This window comes from Pseudomonas sp. DL (genome assembly GCF_047199225.1).
GTDB lineage: Bacteria > Pseudomonadota > Gammaproteobacteria > Pseudomonadales > Pseudomonadaceae > Pseudomonas > Pseudomonas aeruginosa.
The window spans coordinates 1,928,323-1,947,039 of record NZ_CP178323.1 but is presented as its reverse complement, the minus strand read 5'-3'; the positions used below and the strand labels follow the sequence as shown (position 1 = coordinate 1,947,039).

Here is an 18,717-nt window from a genome sequence, read left to right as displayed (position 1 = left end):
CAAACATAACCTTCAAGCTCGTCAAGCTTTTCTTTTTACAAGAATGTCGCGATACAGACTCATGAAACGCTGAGAGGCACTGGCCATCGTGAAGTTCGAGTAAATCCTCTGTCTTGCAGCCTCACCAAGTGCCCGACGACCCTCGACATCCAACGCAATGAGATCCTCGATACCTTTGCCGAGCGCATTCGGATCCAAGGCCGGAACGACGACACCGTCGTTACCTAGCAAATAAGCCGCATCCCCCACATCAGTGGTAATACAAGGCAATCCCATGGCCATGGCTTCACCAAGAACATTGGGGAATCCCTCCGTGCGAGAATGCAGACAGAAGATATCCATGGCTTTCAGACACGAAGCTACATCTTGCCGCTCTCCAAGCAGGATGAAGCGCTCCGCATACCCGGTAGCTTCGATGAGGCGCTGCAATTCAGCATTGGAAGACAGCAGCTCCCGTCCCACCAAAAGAAACTTCAAGCGCGAATAACGTGGAGCCAGCAGACCGGCAGCTGCGACAAAGGAAGCATGATCCTTTACCGGGTGGAATCTGCCTAGACTGCCAATCACGATATCGCTGGCCTCTATGCCAGCTCCACTCCTGATAGCGGACCGCTGTTCGTCGGTCGCCTGCAGGCGAGTGAGATCGAAACCGTTGGGAATGACCAGCATCCTGCTTGCGTTGTAGCCAACAGCAATGTGTGAGCGCCTTGAGGCCTCGGCGGCGCAAACAATATATTTTGGCAAGAATCCGGATAGCCAGGCACACACCTTCCGTACCAGAACAGTCGTACTCTTGCCGCCCTCTTGAAGGTCGGTCGTGCGGACTCCCCATATAATCCCGCCAATACCGGCCATTCTGGCAGCCAATCCACCAAGAAGATCGGAATGATACATCCATGTTTGGACTATATCGGGCCTCCTTTCACGAAATATCCCTATCAGACGAAGGAGCACTCGAGGCATATCCCTCATCGAGGTCATGCCAAGCACATCAACAGATATACCAGCCTCAATCAGACCCTGCCCAAACTCACCAAGATCAGACAGTGAAATAATCGAATGTTCGAATTCACTGCCGCCATTTTGAGTCTCGATCAACCGCTTGAGCATTAGCTCAGCACCGCCGACTTTCTTCAGGCCGGCTATCACGTGGATAACTTTTACTGTGGTCATGACTCCAACCACGCTTGGAACATGAGAACACTCCAGAGGCGTCTTGAGTGGTCCCGCCTTCCCGCCAAGTGGTCGTTCCAGATCCTGCGTATCAACCTACTATCCAAATAACCTTCTTGCTGAAGGCGTCGCTCATCAAGCAGCGATTCAGCCCACTCTTTCAGAGGGCCTCTCAGCCAATCGGAGACAGGAACGGAAAACCCCTTCTTGGGCCGCTCTATGAGCTCTCGCGAAACATGCCTATACAAGACTTCACGAAGCAACCACTTTCCTTTTCCATTGCGAATCTTCATATGCAACGGCATGCGCCAAGCCAGTTCGAACACGCGATGGTCTATCAGTGGAACCCGGGTTTCCAGGCTGTTAGCCATCGCTGCTCTGTCTACCTTCACCAGAATGTCGTCAGGCATGTAGCCCTGAACATCCATGGCCATCATCCAGTGCTGGAACGAGTCCACCCTTGGCCATCTTTCTGGAGTATCCAATAGTGCCGTGTGACCTTGTGCACCTATGACCGGGTATTCGTGATTTCTCCAGTGACTGTTCAATCGATAGAAAAGCTCCTCGGCCGTCCTCGAAGCAAATACGTCACGCAGCTTCCCCAACTTGTCAGGTAAAGGTAAATCCTGAGCAAAAGCCGATGCGAAACGCCGCATGGAATGAGGAAATCGCTCCAGCATGCGCCAGACACGGGGAGTAAACTGATAGGGATTGTAGCCGCCAAACAGTTCATCACCACCATCTCCACTCAGCGCAACAGTAACTTGCTGCCTGGCCAATCCACTGACAATCAAGGTTGGTATCTGCGAACTGTCACCAAATGGCTCACAGTAGATCTTTGGCAAAGATGGAATTACATCTAGAGCATCTTTTGAATTGACATAGAGCTCTGTATGATCGGTACCGATATGTTCTGCAACCGCCTTTGCGTAAACAGCCTCATCATACCCAGGCTCATCAAAGCCAATAGAGAATGTCCGTATAGGGCGTGAGGACTGCTGCTGCATCAGCGCCACGACCGTACTACTATCCACCCCACCGCTCAGAAAAGCTCCCAAAGGAACATCGGAGACCATCTGATCCGATATGCTAGTTCTCAACTGGCTTTCCAGAAGATCAACTGCCTCGGCATCCGTTCCCTGGAATGGATTGGAGAGAGCCTCTTCTATCGCGGCGTTCGCACTCCAATAGGCAGCAGGTTCGCAGGTCTCGTTCAATGAACGTTCCGATAGGACCAAATAGCTCCCTGCCCTTAGCTTCCCGATACCTTTATAAATACTATAGGGAGCCGGGACATATCCATATCGTAGAAATAGGGCCAAGGCATCTCTATCAATATCCCCCCTAAAAAGCGGATGTTCTTTCAGGGCCTTCAGTTCGGATGCAAAAAAAAGCACGCCATTCTGCCAGCCCCAATAGAGAGGCTTTTCGCCCATTCGATCACGAGCCAGAGTAATTGTTTTCTCCTGTCGATCCCACAAGGCCAGAGCGAACATACCCACGGTGAGCTTGAGGGTACTCTCCACGCCCCATTGGGCAAAGCATGCCAATAAGGTTTCGGTGTCCGATCCGCCACGCCAGGAATGTGTTACACCTGCCTCGCTCAGGCGAGCCCTAAGAGCCAGATGGTTGTATATCTCGCCATTGTAAATCAGCACATACCGACCACAGTCGGAGTGCATGGGCTGGCTGCCTGCGGGGGAAAGCTCCAGAACCGCAAGACGCGCATGGACAAGTATCGGGGCGCGCGGAGCCTCGTACCAAATCCCCGACTCATCCGGTCCACGATGATGTATGGCGGCAGCCATCTGCCGGGCCACACGTGCATTATCCCCTAGGAGAGTTCCCGTAATATTCCAGAAGCCAGCGATACCACACATCAAATCACCTCGTTCCCTTTCCAGGCGCTACCGAGCCAATGACCATTGCCCACAGGTCACAAACGACATCGAGAGAATAGTGCCTTTCGATAATATCTCTTCCATTTTGCCCTGCACGCACACGGGCTTCCGGATCTTTGACCAAAGCCGCAAGTGACTCATACCAGCCCTCGTCGTCCACCGCACCATATCCGATGAAGCCTCGGGCTAGAACATCGCGGTTCATACCATACTCGGAAACCACTACCGGCAAGCCACAGGCCATATAAAGCAACATTTTGTAGCTACACTTCCCCCTCGACCATAGATCATCGGCAAGAGGCATTATACCGATATCCATTCCGGCAATCGTTTCGACCTCATTGGTCTCTGTCCAGCGAATGAACTCAACCTTTTCGGCTGGAATGACCTTGAACTCGGGAGGACGGTCCGAAACGATCCTCAATTTCCATTCGGGGTGATCTCTGAACAGGTGGGACAGCGGGATTTCTATGTCATAAAGAAAGCGGTAGCCACCCGACGTGCCGGACCAGCCGATCACTCTATTCTCCCTGCGTTCCCTTCTGGGTGAAAAACGAAGAGTATCGACGCCCGTCGGAATGATCGTAGTCGGCCTACCGAACTGACCGAAGTAATCGGCCAGGTATTGATTGCCACACACGATATGGTCGACACGACGAGCAATCGAATTCGCGGCGATCCCCCTACGATGCAGCCATATTGCATCATCGACATCCAGAATTCTGGGCGCCTTGGTAAGAAACTCAAGAGTTGGAATTGTCGAGAGAAGCTCTCGTTGAAGGATCACAACGTCACTTCCGTAAGAGCCGATTACCTGAGGAAGGCGGTGAAGCAGTTCTCTCAGCAACCAAAGCGGGCGATCCAGTCGACGAGGCGGAGGATAGGCAGAGACCAGCGCTTCCGACATATGCATGTCGATACCTCGCGTGCCAAGCCCTTCGAGCAGAGCCTTCACGCGAAATCTCGAACTGGGAACGGATCTACCTTGGGTAAAAGCCCGAACCCGCACTGCTGGGAGCTCCGCTATCATGATTTACCCCTCCTTGATTCCTGGACACGCCTGTCCAACGGGAGATCGCAGTGCTCTGGGCACTCCCCACCAAACCGGGACCCATCCCCTCCAAACAGAAAGCAAGTCGGCATACTGCTTATCATCGAATTAGCTTGCTCTTCAGGAAAGTACGCATGCCAGATACATCAAGAGCAATCATTGCCGCCAAATAGACCCCTCCCCCCAAGACAACTTTCACAACCAGGCCAAAAAAAGCACTCTCCAAACTGAAGGATGCAACTGACACCGCCATCAACAGCACAGACAACGCAATTTTCATAGCATCTTTCCCCGGAAGGGCGGGCATTGGGAAAACACGTCGCCCCAAGAAGATACTAATTAGTATTGCAGAGGAAAACGCCATAACAGAAGATACCGCCGCGCCAACTATCCCAAACTCCGGAATAAGGATTAAATTAAACACAACATCAACCACTGCCGACACCGCCACTGTCACAACCTGCACTCGTGTAGCACTAGCCAATTGGAAAGAGTAGTCAAAGTAAAAAGATTTCAAGGCCCCCAGAAAAGCCGAAAGGGATATCAACGGAATTATCTTTAGGGCACCCTCACGAAACTCTTCGCCCATAATAGATCCTGAAATTTCCGGAGCCACCATGGCCAGACCACAGGCAGCAGGCGAGACTACTGCAAAGATAAAAATAAAGGTCTTCCGCAGTTGGTCCTGTGTCTGTGGCAAGCCGCTCTTGGAAAGTTTCTCCATTACCAGCGGAAAAGCCGCCAGGTGAACGACAGAAGCCACTGTACCAACACTATATTGCGCTAGGTCATATGACACCGAGTAGACACCCACCGCGGCATCCCCCAGAAATGCCCCAATAAAGAAGCGATCAGACGCATTGACTATGAATGCAAAAAGGAAAGTAAGCGTCAGTGGTGCACCATAGGCAAACAACCTGGTTAACTGCTCCTTGTCTACCAACGCCCAACTGACTCCCCGCCACGCATCTTGGAAGAAAATGGTCGCCAGTACCAGAGACACAAGCGTACCCAGCAGCAAACCATCAACGCCAAACCCGAAATAAACAAGGAGAACACCGATAAAGAAGCTTCCAGCCCCTTTGATCAACAACATTTTCCCGTAGGTCAGCGGCTGCAAGATCGCATTTTGAATCTTCAGATTCAAATCATGCCAAGCCTGTGCCAGGCAAAGAAAACCGACCATATAATAAAGAATAGAGAAACCTATCTCTTCACGCCACTCCCAAAGCAGGAACGTGACGAATATGATAACGAGTGAAACAAGGAAGCTAATGGCCCTAGCCGTGCCAAGAAGCCTCGCCCGAGCTTGGTCATCACTACACTCAGGCAGATAACGACCAACCCCCAGCGCCACCCATTGCAAGAAAACCGTATTGAGGAAGCCAACAACTATAATTGTCAGCGAATAGACTCCATACTCACCCGGACTCAACAGACGAGTAAAAACGGAAAGACCGACAAGAGTCAATATTGCCGGAAAAGACTTGAACAAAAAATAAACCAGACTATGTTTTCCCAGCATACTTTTCTAAACCATAAAAAAGAGAAAACAATGAGTAAAAAATAAAAAAACAATCATAGAAAAAGTGCTCCGCGATGAAAATAGAGAATCACACGCCCCTAATATTGAGCACTTGGAGCACCAGGCGACTCTCAAAAGCAAAAATAGCGCCGCTCTTGGAAACGACGCTACTTTCATCCAAACGCACCAGAGTGAATATCATTTCAAAAACATGATGTACCAAGGCATGGCCAACGCCACACCTGCAGACACATCATATTTCGGCGCATACCCCAGCAGTTTGGCAGCCTTGCTGATATCAGCGAGAGAGTGACGTACATCCCCCTCCCTAAAATCACGATAAACAGGTTCCCGGTGATAGGACACACCGTTTTCGGCAAGGCCGTCGCGAAGCGCAAAGAACAACTGATTCAAACTCGTCCGCCCGCCAACAGCAATATTGTAAACTTGATTACGAGCATCAAGCCCCGCGGTTGCAGCAAGCAGATTGGCCTGAACGGTGTTTTCAATATAACAAAAATCCCGACTGGTCTCGCCATCACCGTTAATATAGACGTCATCACCCTGGATCATCGAAGAGGTCCATTTTGGTATGACTGCCGCATAGGCACCATTGGGATCCTGTCGACGACCGAACACATTGAAATAACGAAGCCCAATGGTCGAAAAGCCGTAGCAGCGCGAAAACACATCGGCATAAAGCTCATTCACATATTTGGTAACCGCATAAGGGGAAAGAGGCTTACCTATAGTATCCTCCACCTTCGGTAAACCGGGATGATCTCCATAGGTAGAGCTACTTGCCGCATAAGTGAAACTCTGCACCTTGGCATCTCTGGCTGCAATCAGCATATTCAAGAAACCATCGATGTTCGTTGCATTGGAGGTGATCGGATCGTTAATAGAACGCGGCACCGAACCCAAGGCAGCTTGATGTAAAACGTAATCAACACCTGCACAGGCGTTATTGCAATCATCCAGATTGCGAATATCACCTTGAATAAGTTTAAAATTTGACCATTGCTTCTCGCTAACCAAGGACCGCACTTCGTCCAGGTTCCGCTGATGACCAGTAGCAAAATTATCCAGGCCGACAACCTTCTGATCAAGTTTTAGCAAAGTTTCAAGAAGATTAGAGCCAATAAAGCCCGCCACACCTGTAATCAGCCAGACTTTCGGCTGCGCCGGCAATTCCTTTCTTAGCTCTTCATAACGACTCATCATATTCCCTCTCGTCTACTCACAAAGCTTACAACTGATCTTACAGGCGTAGATCAGACTGATCTTCATCGAGCAGATATTTCAGATCATAGAGAACATGCTCAGCCTTCCCTAACTTTCGTATATTTTCTGCGCCCATATTTTTGAATTCACTGTGCGCGACCGCAAGGATAATTCCATCATAAGCGCCATGGGATGGCGTACCGACTGGAGTAATCCCATACTCATGCATGGCATCTTCGGCGCTCACCCAAGGATCAAAAACATCAACCTGTATGTTGTATTCCGCCAACTCACGGACAATATCGACGACTTTGGTATTGCGGAGGTCTGGACAATTTTCCTTGAATGTAAGCCCCATAAGCAGAACGCGAGCACCGTCCACGTGGATACGACGCTTGAGCATAGCCTTGACCAGTTGCGAAACGACATAGGCACCCATACCGTCATTCAAACGGCGGCCAGCCAGGATGATCTCTGGATGATAGCCAATACTCTGGGCTTTATGAGTCAGATAATATGGATCGACTCCGATGCAATGACCGCCGACTAGGCCCGGGCGGAACGGCATGAAATTCCATTTCGTGCCGGCAGCCTTGAGGACCGCCTCGGTATCGATACCCATTCGATTGAAAATGATGGCGAGTTCGTTGATCAGAGCAATATTGAGATCTCGCTGCGTATTTTCGATCACCTTGGCAGCCTCAGCGACTTTAATGCTGCTCGCCTTGTGAGTACCGGCAGTGATGATTTCTCTATACAGGGAGTCAACCAACTCCGCGATCTCCGGCGTAGAGCCGGAAGTGACCTTCTTGATCGAAGAGACCCGATGTTCCTTATCGCCGGGATTGATGCGCTCGGGGCTATAACCGGCGAAGAAGTCCTCGTTAAACCTCAGCCCGGAAAATTTTTCCAGAACAGGTACGCAGTCTTCTTCCGTCGCTCCCGGGTAAACGGTAGACTCATAAATTACAATATCGCCCTTCTTCAGAACCTTTCCGATGCTCTCCGAGGCCTTTACAAGAGGGGTGAGGTCGGGTTGCTTATGTTCATCAATAGGTGTAGGAACCGTCACAATGAAAACATTGCACTTTTGCAAGTCCTGAAGATTGAAAGTAAAGCTCAGTTCGGACGCTTCTTTCAACTCAGCCGCATCTACTTCAAGAGTAGAGTCAATGCCTTGCCGCAGTTCAGCGATTCGCCCCTGATTGATATCGAAACCGACAACGGTTCGTTTTTTACCAAATTCAACAGCAAGCGGAAGACCAACATAGCCTAGCCCAACAACTGCAACCTTCAGATCCTTCATTTAACGCGCACCTCACTTCATGTAAAACAGTTCTCAACCAAAATCCGATGGATTGAAAACTGAAAATCCCATTGACTATAAACTTCTGCCGACCCTACAAGCAAAAAACTCATGCAGCATCGACCGTGCGCCTAAACCCACCTCTCACCATAAGGATGGCTAGAGCCACCGCAACCCCCAAAAAACCACCAGCAAGCATGCTTAGGATAAGCACTATGCCTTTTCTTGGACGGACGGGATCATCTGGCACCTCTATCGTACCATCCTGACGAAAAACAGCGACTTTATCGAGATTCAGCGTCAGCCCCTCCAGAAGAGCATACTTCTCCTGCAAGCCTCGTAATGCGGGAATGAAAGGATCATCGGAGACACGATCTTGCAGCGTTTTTATTTCTGCCCGAATAGCCTTGGCACCACGCATGTACATCAGTCCGCCTTCCATGATGGAGGAAAGCTGTTGATCAACCTGCCCTTCTATCAACGGAGGATTTTCCAGCTTCAAGGCCTCCGCAACGCGCAACGCCTCTTTCAGTCGAGAGATACGATCTTCACGGCGAGCCTTCGCAGTTTCACGCAAGATGTCGATCTGTTGCTGTATATTGCGATTCTTCACTTGAAACTCGCGGCGTACTCCTTCTTGCATTTCCTGCATGGAACGCTTGACTGCAATTCCTATATATTTCTCGCCCCACTCCGCCGCCTGCGAAGGATCATGCCGCTCGATGACGACAGTGTAGCGCTCGCTATCCTCTTTGCTAGGCTTCTGAATAGTTACCGAATTCATGAGAAGCGCATAAAGCTGATCCCGCGAACCAACAGAAGCCCCCTCCTCCAAGGAAGGAATATATACATCTCGAAAGAACTGACGGCGAGTCTCTTCGGACTGGAGATTTCGCACGAAGATTGAATAGACACCATTTGCCGAAAACGCGGGAAGCCCGTTTTCCGATCTTCCCAAGTTGAAACCAGCTATATCGCTGAGTGAAGGAGGCAGCGTCGAGACACGAGCCTCATAGACGGGCTTGGTGATGAATAGATAAACAATAGCCAACAACACCGGCAGCACTGCCAGCAAAGCAATCAGCCATCTCAGGGACCACAACCCACTCATAATCTCTATCAGATCGAACTCGCCGCTCTTGGCTTTATAGGAGGGAAAATTTTTTTCTGTCACAACGGATCCAATTCTTGGGTTAAGGAGTCATCATGCGGCAGCCCCCCTCCTGACGTGGAGATGCATCAGGAAGCTGCTGCATTTTGACAGCATGCTACGAGATTACAAGCCGCACGGTCGCGACCATCGACTCCAGGAGATAGGGATACGACGCAAACACCTTCAGCGCACCAATCGCTGATAACAGAGCCTAGCTCGCGATTCAGGATGCACGGACGTATGTTAGACAAGACAGTCAGAGATTAGTGCCCACAGCAGAAAAATGGGGTCAAGCAGGCCAGAGGATACCTTCCACGAGAGGTTACGACCCGCCGGCAGCAACCCTTTTCAGCAAGAAGAGACCCACTGCGGAGCTGGCACGCAATTAGTTCGGAAGGGACGAACTTATAGAGAGGTTGATTCAGAGCGAAGAGATTTTTGTCGACGCCCCCTCAAACGAAGCAATGCCCCACTCAACAACCCACCGAGCCCACCGAGGATGAAAGCCAGAGACACGAAGAGAGAAAGCGGACCGTCAGGAGTGTGCCACCCAAGGAAGGCAAGGCTGACGCTATTCTGATTTTCCAATACGAAAACCAGGACCACCAGCGCAACCACCAACACAAACACAGCAGTCAAAATCCGCCCGAGCCATTGCATTGAAAAAACCTCGTATCTGCCAGAGTCACTCCGGCTCGTTGACCCGATCCCGCAACTCCTTGCCCGGCTTGAAGTGCGGCACGAACTTGCCGTCGAGGCGTACCGACTCCCCGGTCTTGGGGTTGCGACCGACGCGCGGGGCGCGGTAGTGCAAGGAAAAGCTGCCGAAACCACGGATCTCGATCCGGTCCCCGGTCGCCAGGGCCTGGGACATTTGCTCCAGCATGGTCTTGATTGCCAACTCGACATCCTTCGCGGACAGTTGCCCCTGATGGGTAACGATCCGTTCGATCAACTCCGACTTGGTCATGGTTTTCCCTTCTTTTTCAAGCGGCTAGATCAGCTCAGGTCTCTTTTAGCATGCTGATCAGTCTTTGAACAGGTCCAAGAAGGGGAAAACGAAAAAGGGCGGCCTAGGCCGCCCTTTTTCATGATGGATCAGAGACTTAGCCCTGATTCTCCATCTGAGCACGGATCAGATCACCGATGGTGGTCGGACCAGCGCTTTCTACTTCCTGCTTACGCAGTTCTTTCATTGCGTCCTTCTCGTCGTCGACGTCCTTGGACTTGACGGAGAGGCTGATGACGCGGCTCTTGCGGTCGATGCTGATGATCTTGGCTTCGACTTCCTCGCCTTCCTTCAGGACGTTGCGCGCGTCTTCGACGCGGTCACGGCTGATTTCGGAAGCCTTCAGGATACCTTCGATGTCGTCGCCCAGGCTGATGACAGCGCCCTTGGCGTCGACTTCCTTCACGGTACCGCGGACGATGCTGCCTTTCTCGTGCAGGGACGCGTAGTTGGAGAACGGATCGTCTTCCAGCTGCTTGATGCCCAGGGAGATGCGCTCGCGCTCCGGGTCGACCGACAGGATGACGGTTTCCAGCTCGTCGCCCTTCTTGAAGCGACGTACGGCTTCTTCGCCGACTTCGTTCCAGGAGATGTCGGACAGGTGGACCAGGCCGTCGATGCCGCCGTCCAGACCGATGAAGATACCGAAGTCGGTGATCGACTTGATGGTACCGGAGATACGGTCACCCTTGTTGAACTGGCTGGAGAAGTCTTCCCACGGGTTGGATTTGCACTGCTTGATACCCAGGGAGATACGACGACGCTCTTCGTCGATGTCCAGAACCTGAACTTCCACTTCATCGCCAACCTGGACGACTTTCGACGGATGGATGTTCTTGTTGGTCCAGTCCATTTCGGAGACGTGTACCAGGCCTTCCACGCCCTCTTCCAGCTCGGCGAAGCAGCCGTAGTCGGTGAGGTTGGTGACGCGGGCCATGACGCGGGTACCTTCCGGGTAACGCGCCTTGATGGCAACCCACGGGTCTTCGCCCAGTTGCTTCAGGCCCAGGGATACACGGTTGCGCTCGCGGTCGAACTTCAGGACCTTGACGTCGATCTCGTCGCCAACGTTGACGATCTCGGACGGATGCTTGATGCGCTTCCAGGCCATGTCGGTGATGTGCAGCAGGCCGTCTACGCCGCCCAGGTCCACGAATGCGCCGTAGTCGGTGAGGTTCTTGACGATACCCTTGACCTGCTGGCCTTCCTGCAGCGATTCCAGCAGAGCTTCACGCTCGGCGCTGTTCTCGGCTTCCAGGACGCTGCGGCGGGAAACGACAACGTTGTTGCGCTTCTGGTCGAGCTTGATGACCTTGAACTCGAGCTCTTTGCCTTCCAGGTGGGTGGTGTCGCGAACCGGACGAACGTCGACCAGCGAACCCGGCAGGAACGCGCGGATGCCGTTGACGTCGACGGTGAAACCGCCCTTGACCTTGCCGTTGATGACGCCCTTGACCACTTCGTCGGCAGCGAAAGCCGCTTCCAGAACAATCCAGCTCTCGGCGCGCTTGGCTTTCTCGCGGGACAGCTTGGTCTCGCCAAAGCCGTCTTCTACCGCGTCCAGTGCGACGTGGACTTCGTCACCCACCTTGATGGTCAGCTCGCCCTGTTCGTTGTAGAACTGCTCGACCGGGATGACGCCCTCGGATTTCAGACCGGCATGGACGGTGACCCAGTCACCATCGATGTCGACCACGATGCCGGTGATGATGGCACCCGGCTGCATGTCGAGGGATTTCAGACTTTCTTCAAAGAGTTCTGCGAAGCTTTCGCTCATGTTCATACCTGTAGTCAAAGGCCCGGAAGGGCCCGATTCCGCATCACCAGCCAATGCGGTCAAGTCATTAAATGAAGCCGCAGGACAATTTGCTGGTTTCCTGCTAGCTTCTGATTGCACTCCCGAATGGGAATGCCCAGTTGGGTTGTTCTGCGATGGCGCCAGGCAAGTCGGGAGGCAACCCTCGTCGCACCTGCAAAACGCCACAACATAAGGTCTGGAATATTAGCAACCAGGCCCTGTATCGTCAATTCCCGCGCCGAAACCTCAGACGTCCCAGCCCTGCCGCTCGCAGTGCCGGATGATCGTCTCGACCACCGCCTCGATGCTCATTTCGGTGGAGTCCAGCAGGATCGCGTCATCGGCCGGTTTCAGCGGCGCGACCGCGCGCTGGCTGTCGCGCTCGTCGCGCTCGCGGATTTCTTCCAGCAAGGCAGACTGGTCGACATCCGCGCCCTTCGCCTTCAACTGCAGGTAGCGTCGACGCGCACGCTCCTCCGCCGAGGCGGTGAGGAAGATCTTCAGAGGCGCATCGGGAAATACCACGGTGCCCATGTCGCGGCCGTCGGCCACCAGTCCCGGAGCCTCGCGAAACGCCCGCTGGCGCTGCAGCAGCGCATCGCGCACGGCCGGCAGCGCCGCGACCTGGGAAGCGCCGGCACCGACCTGCTCGGTACGGATCACATCGGTCACTTCCTCGCCTTCGAGAATGATGCGCTGCCCATGGCTGCCATCGGCGGCGACGAACTGCACATCGAGGTGCGCAGCCAGGACCTTCAGCGCCTCTTCATTGGTCAGGTCGACACCATGGTTGACCGCGGCGAACGCCAACAGCCGATAAAGCGCCCCGGAATCCAGCAGGTTCCAGCCCAGGCGCCGGGCGAGCAGCCCGGCGACCGTGCCCTTGCCGGCGCCACTGGGGCCATCGATGGCGAGCATCGGTACAGCGCCGTTCATCAATTGTTCTCCACGGCGACCCGGATACCGGTCTGGGCACACAGGGCGAGGAAGTTGGGGAAGGAGGTGGCGACGTTGGCGCAGTCGTGGATGCGGATCGGCCCGCTGGCACGCAGCGAAGCGACGCTGAAGGACATGGCGATACGGTGGTCGCCGTGCGCCCAGACTTCGCCGCCACCGAACGCACCACCCTCGATGACGATGCCATCCGGGGTCGGCTCGGCCTTCACGCCCAGGGCCTTCAGGCCGTCGGCCATGACCTGGATACGGTCCGACTCCTTGACCCGCAGCTCTTCGGCGCCACGCAGGACCGTGCGCCCCTCGGCGCAGGCGGCAGCCACGAAGAGTACCGGGAACTCGTCGATGGCCAGTGGCACCAGGTCCTCGGGAATGTCGATGCCCTTGAGCCGCGCGGAGCGCACGCGGATGTCGGCGACCGGCTCGCCGCCGACCTCGCGCTGGTTTTCCAGGCTCAGGTCACCACCCATCAGGCGCAGGATCTCGATGACGCCGACGCGCGTCGGGTTGATGCCGACGTGCTGCAGGACCAGTTCCGAACCCTCGGCGATACTGGCGGCAACCAGGAAGAAGGCTGCCGAGGAAATGTCGGCCGGGACCTCGATATGGGTGGCGCTCAACTTGTGCCCGGATTCGACCTTGGCGGTGCTGCCCTCGACCACCACCGGATAGCCGAAGCCGCGCAGCATGCGCTCGGTGTGGTCGCGGGTCGGCGCCGGCTCGGTGACCGAGGTCTCACCCGCGGCGTAGAGCCCGGCGAGCAACAGGCAGGACTTCACCTGGGCGCTGGCCATCGGCATGTCGTAATGCATACCGGTGAGGCGCTGGCCGCCGCGAATGGTCATCGGCGGACGGCCTTCCGGCCCCGTCTCGATTACCGCGCCCATCTCGCGCAGCGGCTTGGCTACGCGATTCATCGGCCGCTTGGAAAGGGAAGCGTCGCCGGTCAGGGTGCTGTCGAACGGCTGGGCCGCCAGCAGACCGCTGAGCAGACGCATGGAAGTACCGGAGTTACCCAGGTAGATCGGCCCAGGCGGCGCCTTGAGGCCGTGCAGGCCAACGCCATGGACGGTGACGCGGCCGTTCTGCGGCCCCTCGATCACCACTCCCATGTCGCGGAACGCCTGGATGGTTGCCAGTGCGTCCTCGCCCTCGAGGAAGCCCTCCACTTCGGTGGTGCCTTCGGCCAGGGAGCCGAGCATGATCGAGCGATGGGAAATCGACTTGTCGCCCGGTACCCGGATGGTTCCGGACAGGCTGCCGCCCGGCTGGGCCAGATAAATCAGGTCGTTGTTGTGCATGGCGTCCACATAGGCCCGACGGGCCAGGATTTTGCTGAAATGCTCACGGGCTACCCGGGCGCGCGTGAAAACGCCCAACAACTGGTGCCCGTCCCCAGTGTCGACGGCCTCGCGCAGCGCGTCGAGGTCGTCACGAAAAACATCCAGTGTACGCAGCACCGCCTCGCGATTGGCGAGAAAGATGTCGTGCCACATCACCGGGTCGCTGCCGGCGATCCGCGTGAAATCACGGAAACCGCCGGCGGCATAGCGGAAGATCTCCAGATTCTCGCTGCGCTTGGCCAGGGAGTCGACCAGGGTGAAGGCCAGCAGGTGAGGCAGGTGGCTGGTGGCCGCCAGAACCTCGTCGTGATGCTCGACCTCCATGTGCTCGACGTCCGCGCCCAGCGCGCGCCACAGGCTGTCGACCAGCGCCAGCGCGTCGGCATCGGTCTCCGCGGAGGGCGTGAGAATCACCTTGTGCCGGCGGAACAGGGTCGCCTTCGCCGCGGTCACTCCGCTCTGCTCGGAACCCGCGATCGGATGCCCCGGTACCAGGTACCGCGGCATCCCGCCGAACGCGACACGCGCGGCACGCACGATATTGCCCTTGGCGCTGCCAACGTCGGTCAATACAGCCTTGCCCAGGTCGAGCTTCGCCAGGTCGGCCAGCACCCGCTCCATCGCCAGGATCGGCACCGCCAACTGGATCACGTCGGCGCCGACGCAGGCGCGGCCAAGATCCTCCTCGCAACGGTCGACCACGCCGAGTTCCACCGCCAGGCGGCAAGACTCGGCATCCCGATCCACGCCGACCACTTCCCGGAACAACCCTTTGCTCCGCAACCCCTTGGCGAAGGAGCCGCCAATCAGGCCCAGCCCCACCACCACCAGGCGGCCCAGCTTAGGGGTCGACTGTTGCAGCGGCGTGACCTCAGTCATGCGCCAGCACCTTGCCCAGCGCCTGGAGGAAACGATCGTTCTCTTCCGGCAGCCCGATGGAGACGCGCAGGAAGGTCGGCATCCCGTAGCCAGCCACCGGACGCACGATCACGCCTTCGCGCAGCAGCGCCTGGTAGACCGGACCGGCATCGTGAGCCAGATCCACGGCGATGAAGTTGCCCTTCGAGGGAATCCAGGACAGGCCCAACGCATGGAAGCCATCCTCCAGCTGCGCCATGCCGGAATCGTTTAGGCGGCGACTCTGCGCCAGGTAGTCATGGTCATCCAGCGCCGCGCAGGCAGCCGCCAGGGCCAGGCTATTGACATTGAACGGCTGGCGCACGCGGTTGAGCACATCGGCCACCGCCTTGCTCGAAAGCGCGTAGCCGACCCGCAGCGAAGCCAGGCCATAGGCCTTGGAGAAGGTCCGCGAGACCAGCAGGTTGGGATGGCGCGCCAGGTAGTCCAGGCCATCGGGCAGCTCGTCGCCCTCGGCGTATTCGATATAGGCCTCGTCCAGCACCACCAGCACCTCCGCCGGCACCTGGGCGAGGAACCGCTCCAGGGCGTCCGCACCGAACCAGGTCCCGGTCGGGTTGTTCGGGTTGGCGACGAACACCACGCGAGTTTGCCCATCGATGGCGGCGAGCATCGCTTCCAGGTCATGCCCCCAGGCGCGCGCCTTGACCGCCCGCCCCTCGGCGCCCACGGCCTGGGTGGCGATCGGGTAGACGGCGAAGGCATGTTCGCTGAACACGGCGTTCAGACCAGGCGCGAGGTAGGCACGGGCGACCAGGTCGAGAATGTCGTTGGAGCCGTTGCCCAGGGTCACCTGCGCCGCATCCACCGCGCAACGCTCGGCCAGCTTGCGCTTGAGTTCGAAACCGTTGCCGTCAGGATAACGGGTCAGTTCCGCCAGTTCGGCGCGGATAGCCTCCAGCGCCTTTGGGCTCGCACCCAGCGGGTTCTCGTTGCTGGCGAGCTTGACGATCGCCGCAGGGTCGATGCCCAGCTCGCGGGCCAGTTCGTCCACCGGCTTGCCAGGGACGTAGGGCGACAGCTTTTGCACCCCCGGCTGGGCCAGGGCAAGGAAATCGGACATGGATAGTTCAGCCTCGACGCGGGACGGGGCATTCATCGATGACCCGTCTCTTCGGAATGACAGCGCGCTCAGAGCACCGCTTTCGGATAGGAGCCCAGGACCTTCAGGGCGACGGCTTCCTGGCCGATCTTCTCCAGGACGTCCTTGATCAGCGGTTCTTTATGGTGGCCGACGAAATCGATGAAGAACACGTAGGTCCATTTGCCGCTGCGCGACGGGCGGGTTTCGATGCGGGTCAGGTCGATACCATTGTTGTGGAACGGTACCAGCAGCTCGTGCAGGGCCCCCGGCTTGTTGCGCATGGAAACGATGATCGAGGTCTTGTCGTCGCCGGTCGGCGGCACCTCCTGGTTGCCGATGATCAGGAAGCGCGTGGAGTTGTCCGGGCGGTCCTCGATCTTCTCGTGCAGCTTGCTCAGGTGGTACAGGCTGGCCGCCATGTCGCCGGCGATCGCCGCCGAATTCCACTCGCTCTTCACCCGCTTGGCCGCGTCGGCGTTGCTCGACACCGCCACCCGCTCGACGCTCGGGTAGTGCGAGTCCAGCCACTTGCGACATTGCGCGAGGGATTGGGCATGGGAATAGATCCGGGTGATGTTGTCGGTCTTGGTGGTTTCGCCGACCAGCAGGTGATGGTGGATACGCAACTCGACTTCGCCGCAGATCACCATGTCGTGCTCGAGGAAGCTGTCGAGGGTATGGTTGACCGCCCCCTCGGTGGAGTTTTCCACAGGCACCACGCCGAAGTTCACCGCGCCGGCGGCGACCTCGCGGAACACCTCGTCGATCGCCGCCATCGGCGTGCTGATCACCGCATTGCCGAAATGCTTGAGTGCCGCGGCCTGGGTAAAGGTGCCCTCGGGTCCGAGATAGGCCACTTTCAGCGGCTGCTCGAGCGCCAGGCAGGACGACATGATCTCGCGGAACAGCCGCGCGACCTCTTCGTTGTCCAGCGGCCCCTTGTTCAATTGCATGATGTGCTTGAGCACCCAGGCTTCGCGCTCGGGACGGTAGAACACCGGCGCCTCGCCCTCGCCCAGGGTCTGGGTCTTGACTCGCGCCACGTCCTGGGCGCAACGGGCACGCTCGCTGATCAGCTCGAGCAACTTCTCGTCGAGGCTGTCGATGCGCAGGCGCAAGGCCTTGAGCTGGTCCTGGTCCGCCATCAGCCGTGCTCCTTCTCGAACTCCGCCATGTATGCGACCAGCGCCTCGACCGCGTCCAGGCCAAGGGCGTTGTAGATGGAAGCGCGCATGCCGCCGACCGAGCGGTGGCCTTTCAGGTTGAGCAGCCCGCGCGCCTCGGCGCCTTCCAGGAACGGCTTGTCGAGACGCTCGTCGGCCAGGCGGAACGGCACGTTCATCCAGGAGCGGGCGCTCGGCTGGATCGGGTTGGTGTAGAAGTCGCTGGCATCGATGGTCTTGTACAGCAGGTCCTTCTTGGCGCGGTTGCGCTGCTCCATCGCGGTCACCCCGCCCTGCTCCTTCAGCCATTCGAAGACCAGGCCGGACAGGTACCAGGAGTAGGTCGCCGGGGTGTTGTACATGGAACCGTTGTCCGCGGCGACCTTGTAGTTGAGCATGGTCGGACAGACGCTGCGGGCGCGGCCGAGCAGGTCTTCGCGAACGATCACCACCACCAGGCCGGACGGGCCGATGTTCTTCTGCGCCCCGGCATAGATCAGGCCGAAGCGGGACACGTCGAGCGGGCGCGAGAGGATGTCGGAGGACATGTCGGTGACCAGCGGCACGTCGCCGGTCTCGGGAATCCAGTCGAACTCGAGGCCGCCGATGGTCTCGTTGGAGGCGTAGTGCACATAGGCCGCGTCCTTGGTCAGCGTCCACTCGTTCTGACCCGGAATGGCGAAGTAGTCGTACTCCTTGGCGCTGGCCGCGACATTCACGGTGCCATAGCGACGAGCCTCCTCGATGGCCTTCTTCGACCAGATACCGGTATCGATATAGTCGGCGACGCCATCTTCGGGCAGCAGGTTCAGCGGAATCTCGGCGAACTGCTGGCTGGCGCCGCCCTGCAGGAACAGCACCTTGTAGTCCGAGGGAATGTCGAGCAGGTCGCGCAGGTCCTGCTCGGCCTTGCTGGCGATGGCCACGTAGTCATCACTACGGTGGCTCATTTCCATGACCGAAAGGCCCTTGCCCCGCCAGTCGAGAAGCTCGGCCTGGGCACGTTGCAGAACTGCGTCGGGAAGCGCCGCGGGACCGGCGCAGAAATTGAAGGCTCGCTTGCTCACATCCACTCTCGCTATAGGTAGGGCGGATAGCCGTGAGTTATCCGCCGA

At 56.8% G+C, this 18,717-nt stretch carries 15 protein-coding genes; all 15 read right to left on the bottom strand.

Annotated elements, in window-relative coordinates; genetic code table 11:
- Positions 1 to 21: 21 nt before the first annotated feature.
- Positions 22 to 1,173: a glycosyltransferase family 4 protein gene (locus ACI766_RS09135; protein ID WP_003122253.1), complete on the bottom strand. Its 1,152-nt coding sequence runs from the start codon at positions 1,171 to 1,173 to the stop codon at positions 22 to 24.
- Positions 1,170 to 3,053 (bottom strand): asparagine synthase (glutamine-hydrolyzing), encoded by a 1,884-nt coding sequence (gene asnB, locus ACI766_RS09130; protein WP_003122252.1) that lies wholly within the window; start codon positions 3,051 to 3,053, stop codon positions 1,170 to 1,172. Before asnB ends, ACI766_RS09135 begins: the two co-directional genes overlap by 4 nt.
- Before the next feature lie 4 nt (positions 3,054 to 3,057).
- Complete coding sequence (locus ACI766_RS09125; RefSeq protein WP_169787782.1) at positions 3,058 to 4,029, bottom strand: glycosyltransferase family 4 protein; 972 nt, start codon at positions 4,027 to 4,029, stop codon at positions 3,058 to 3,060.
- A gap of 196 nt (positions 4,030 to 4,225) precedes the next feature.
- A complete protein-coding gene (locus ACI766_RS09120) occupies positions 4,226 to 5,650 on the bottom strand; it encodes an oligosaccharide flippase family protein (RefSeq protein ID WP_003122250.1) in 1,425 nt (474 codons plus the stop codon).
- Between the two features lie 198 nt (positions 5,651 to 5,848).
- A complete protein-coding gene (locus ACI766_RS09115; RefSeq protein ID WP_003122249.1) occupies positions 5,849 to 6,871 on the bottom strand; it encodes an NAD-dependent epimerase/dehydratase family protein in 1,023 nt (340 codons plus the stop codon).
- 40 nt (positions 6,872 to 6,911) lie between these two features.
- Positions 6,912 to 8,180 carry a Vi polysaccharide biosynthesis UDP-N-acetylglucosamine C-6 dehydrogenase TviB gene (gene tviB / locus ACI766_RS09110; RefSeq protein ID WP_003122248.1) on the bottom strand — a complete coding sequence of 423 codons (1,269 nt, stop codon included), beginning with the start codon at positions 8,178 to 8,180 and terminating at the stop codon, positions 6,912 to 6,914.
- Positions 8,181 to 8,289: 109 nt separating this feature from the next.
- Entirely contained in the window at positions 8,290 to 9,354 is a 1,065-nt protein-coding gene (locus ACI766_RS09105) for an LPS O-antigen chain length determinant protein WzzB (protein ID WP_014602695.1), read from the bottom strand.
- Between the two features lie 384 nt (positions 9,355 to 9,738).
- Positions 9,739 to 9,993 carry a lipopolysaccharide assembly protein LapA domain-containing protein gene (locus ACI766_RS09100; RefSeq protein WP_003452745.1) on the bottom strand — a complete coding sequence of 85 codons (255 nt, stop codon included), beginning with the start codon at positions 9,991 to 9,993 and terminating at the stop codon, positions 9,739 to 9,741.
- Between the two features lie 25 nt (positions 9,994 to 10,018).
- Entirely contained in the window at positions 10,019 to 10,303 is a 285-nt protein-coding gene (gene ihfB, locus ACI766_RS09095; protein ID WP_003091441.1) for an integration host factor subunit beta, read from the bottom strand.
- A gap of 136 nt (positions 10,304 to 10,439) precedes the next feature.
- Entirely contained in the window at positions 10,440 to 12,119 is a 1,680-nt protein-coding gene (gene rpsA / locus ACI766_RS09090) for a 30S ribosomal protein S1 (RefSeq protein WP_003091442.1), read from the bottom strand.
- Between the two features lie 267 nt (positions 12,120 to 12,386).
- Positions 12,387 to 13,076 carry a (d)CMP kinase gene (gene cmk / locus ACI766_RS09085; RefSeq protein WP_003106707.1) on the bottom strand — a complete coding sequence of 230 codons (690 nt, stop codon included), beginning with the start codon at positions 13,074 to 13,076 and terminating at the stop codon, positions 12,387 to 12,389.
- Positions 13,076 to 15,316, bottom strand: coding sequence for a bifunctional prephenate dehydrogenase/3-phosphoshikimate 1-carboxyvinyltransferase (locus ACI766_RS09080; protein ID WP_003106705.1), 2,241 nt, complete (start codon positions 15,314 to 15,316; stop codon positions 13,076 to 13,078). Before ACI766_RS09080 ends, cmk begins: the two co-directional genes overlap by 1 nt.
- Entirely contained in the window at positions 15,309 to 16,418 is a 1,110-nt protein-coding gene (hisC, locus tag ACI766_RS09075; protein WP_004344904.1) for a histidinol-phosphate transaminase, read from the bottom strand. The genes ACI766_RS09080 and hisC overlap by 8 nt, the downstream gene beginning before the upstream one ends.
- Positions 16,419 to 16,486: 68 nt before the next feature.
- Positions 16,487 to 17,584, bottom strand: a complete 1,098-nt coding sequence (pheA, locus tag ACI766_RS09070) for a prephenate dehydratase (RefSeq protein ID WP_012613863.1) — start codon at positions 17,582 to 17,584, stop codon at positions 16,487 to 16,489.
- Positions 17,584 to 18,669, bottom strand: coding sequence for a 3-phosphoserine/phosphohydroxythreonine transaminase (gene serC, locus ACI766_RS09065; RefSeq protein WP_023104574.1), 1,086 nt, complete (start codon positions 18,667 to 18,669; stop codon positions 17,584 to 17,586). The genes pheA and serC overlap by 1 nt, the downstream gene beginning before the upstream one ends.
- Positions 18,670 to 18,717 lie beyond the last annotated feature (48 nt).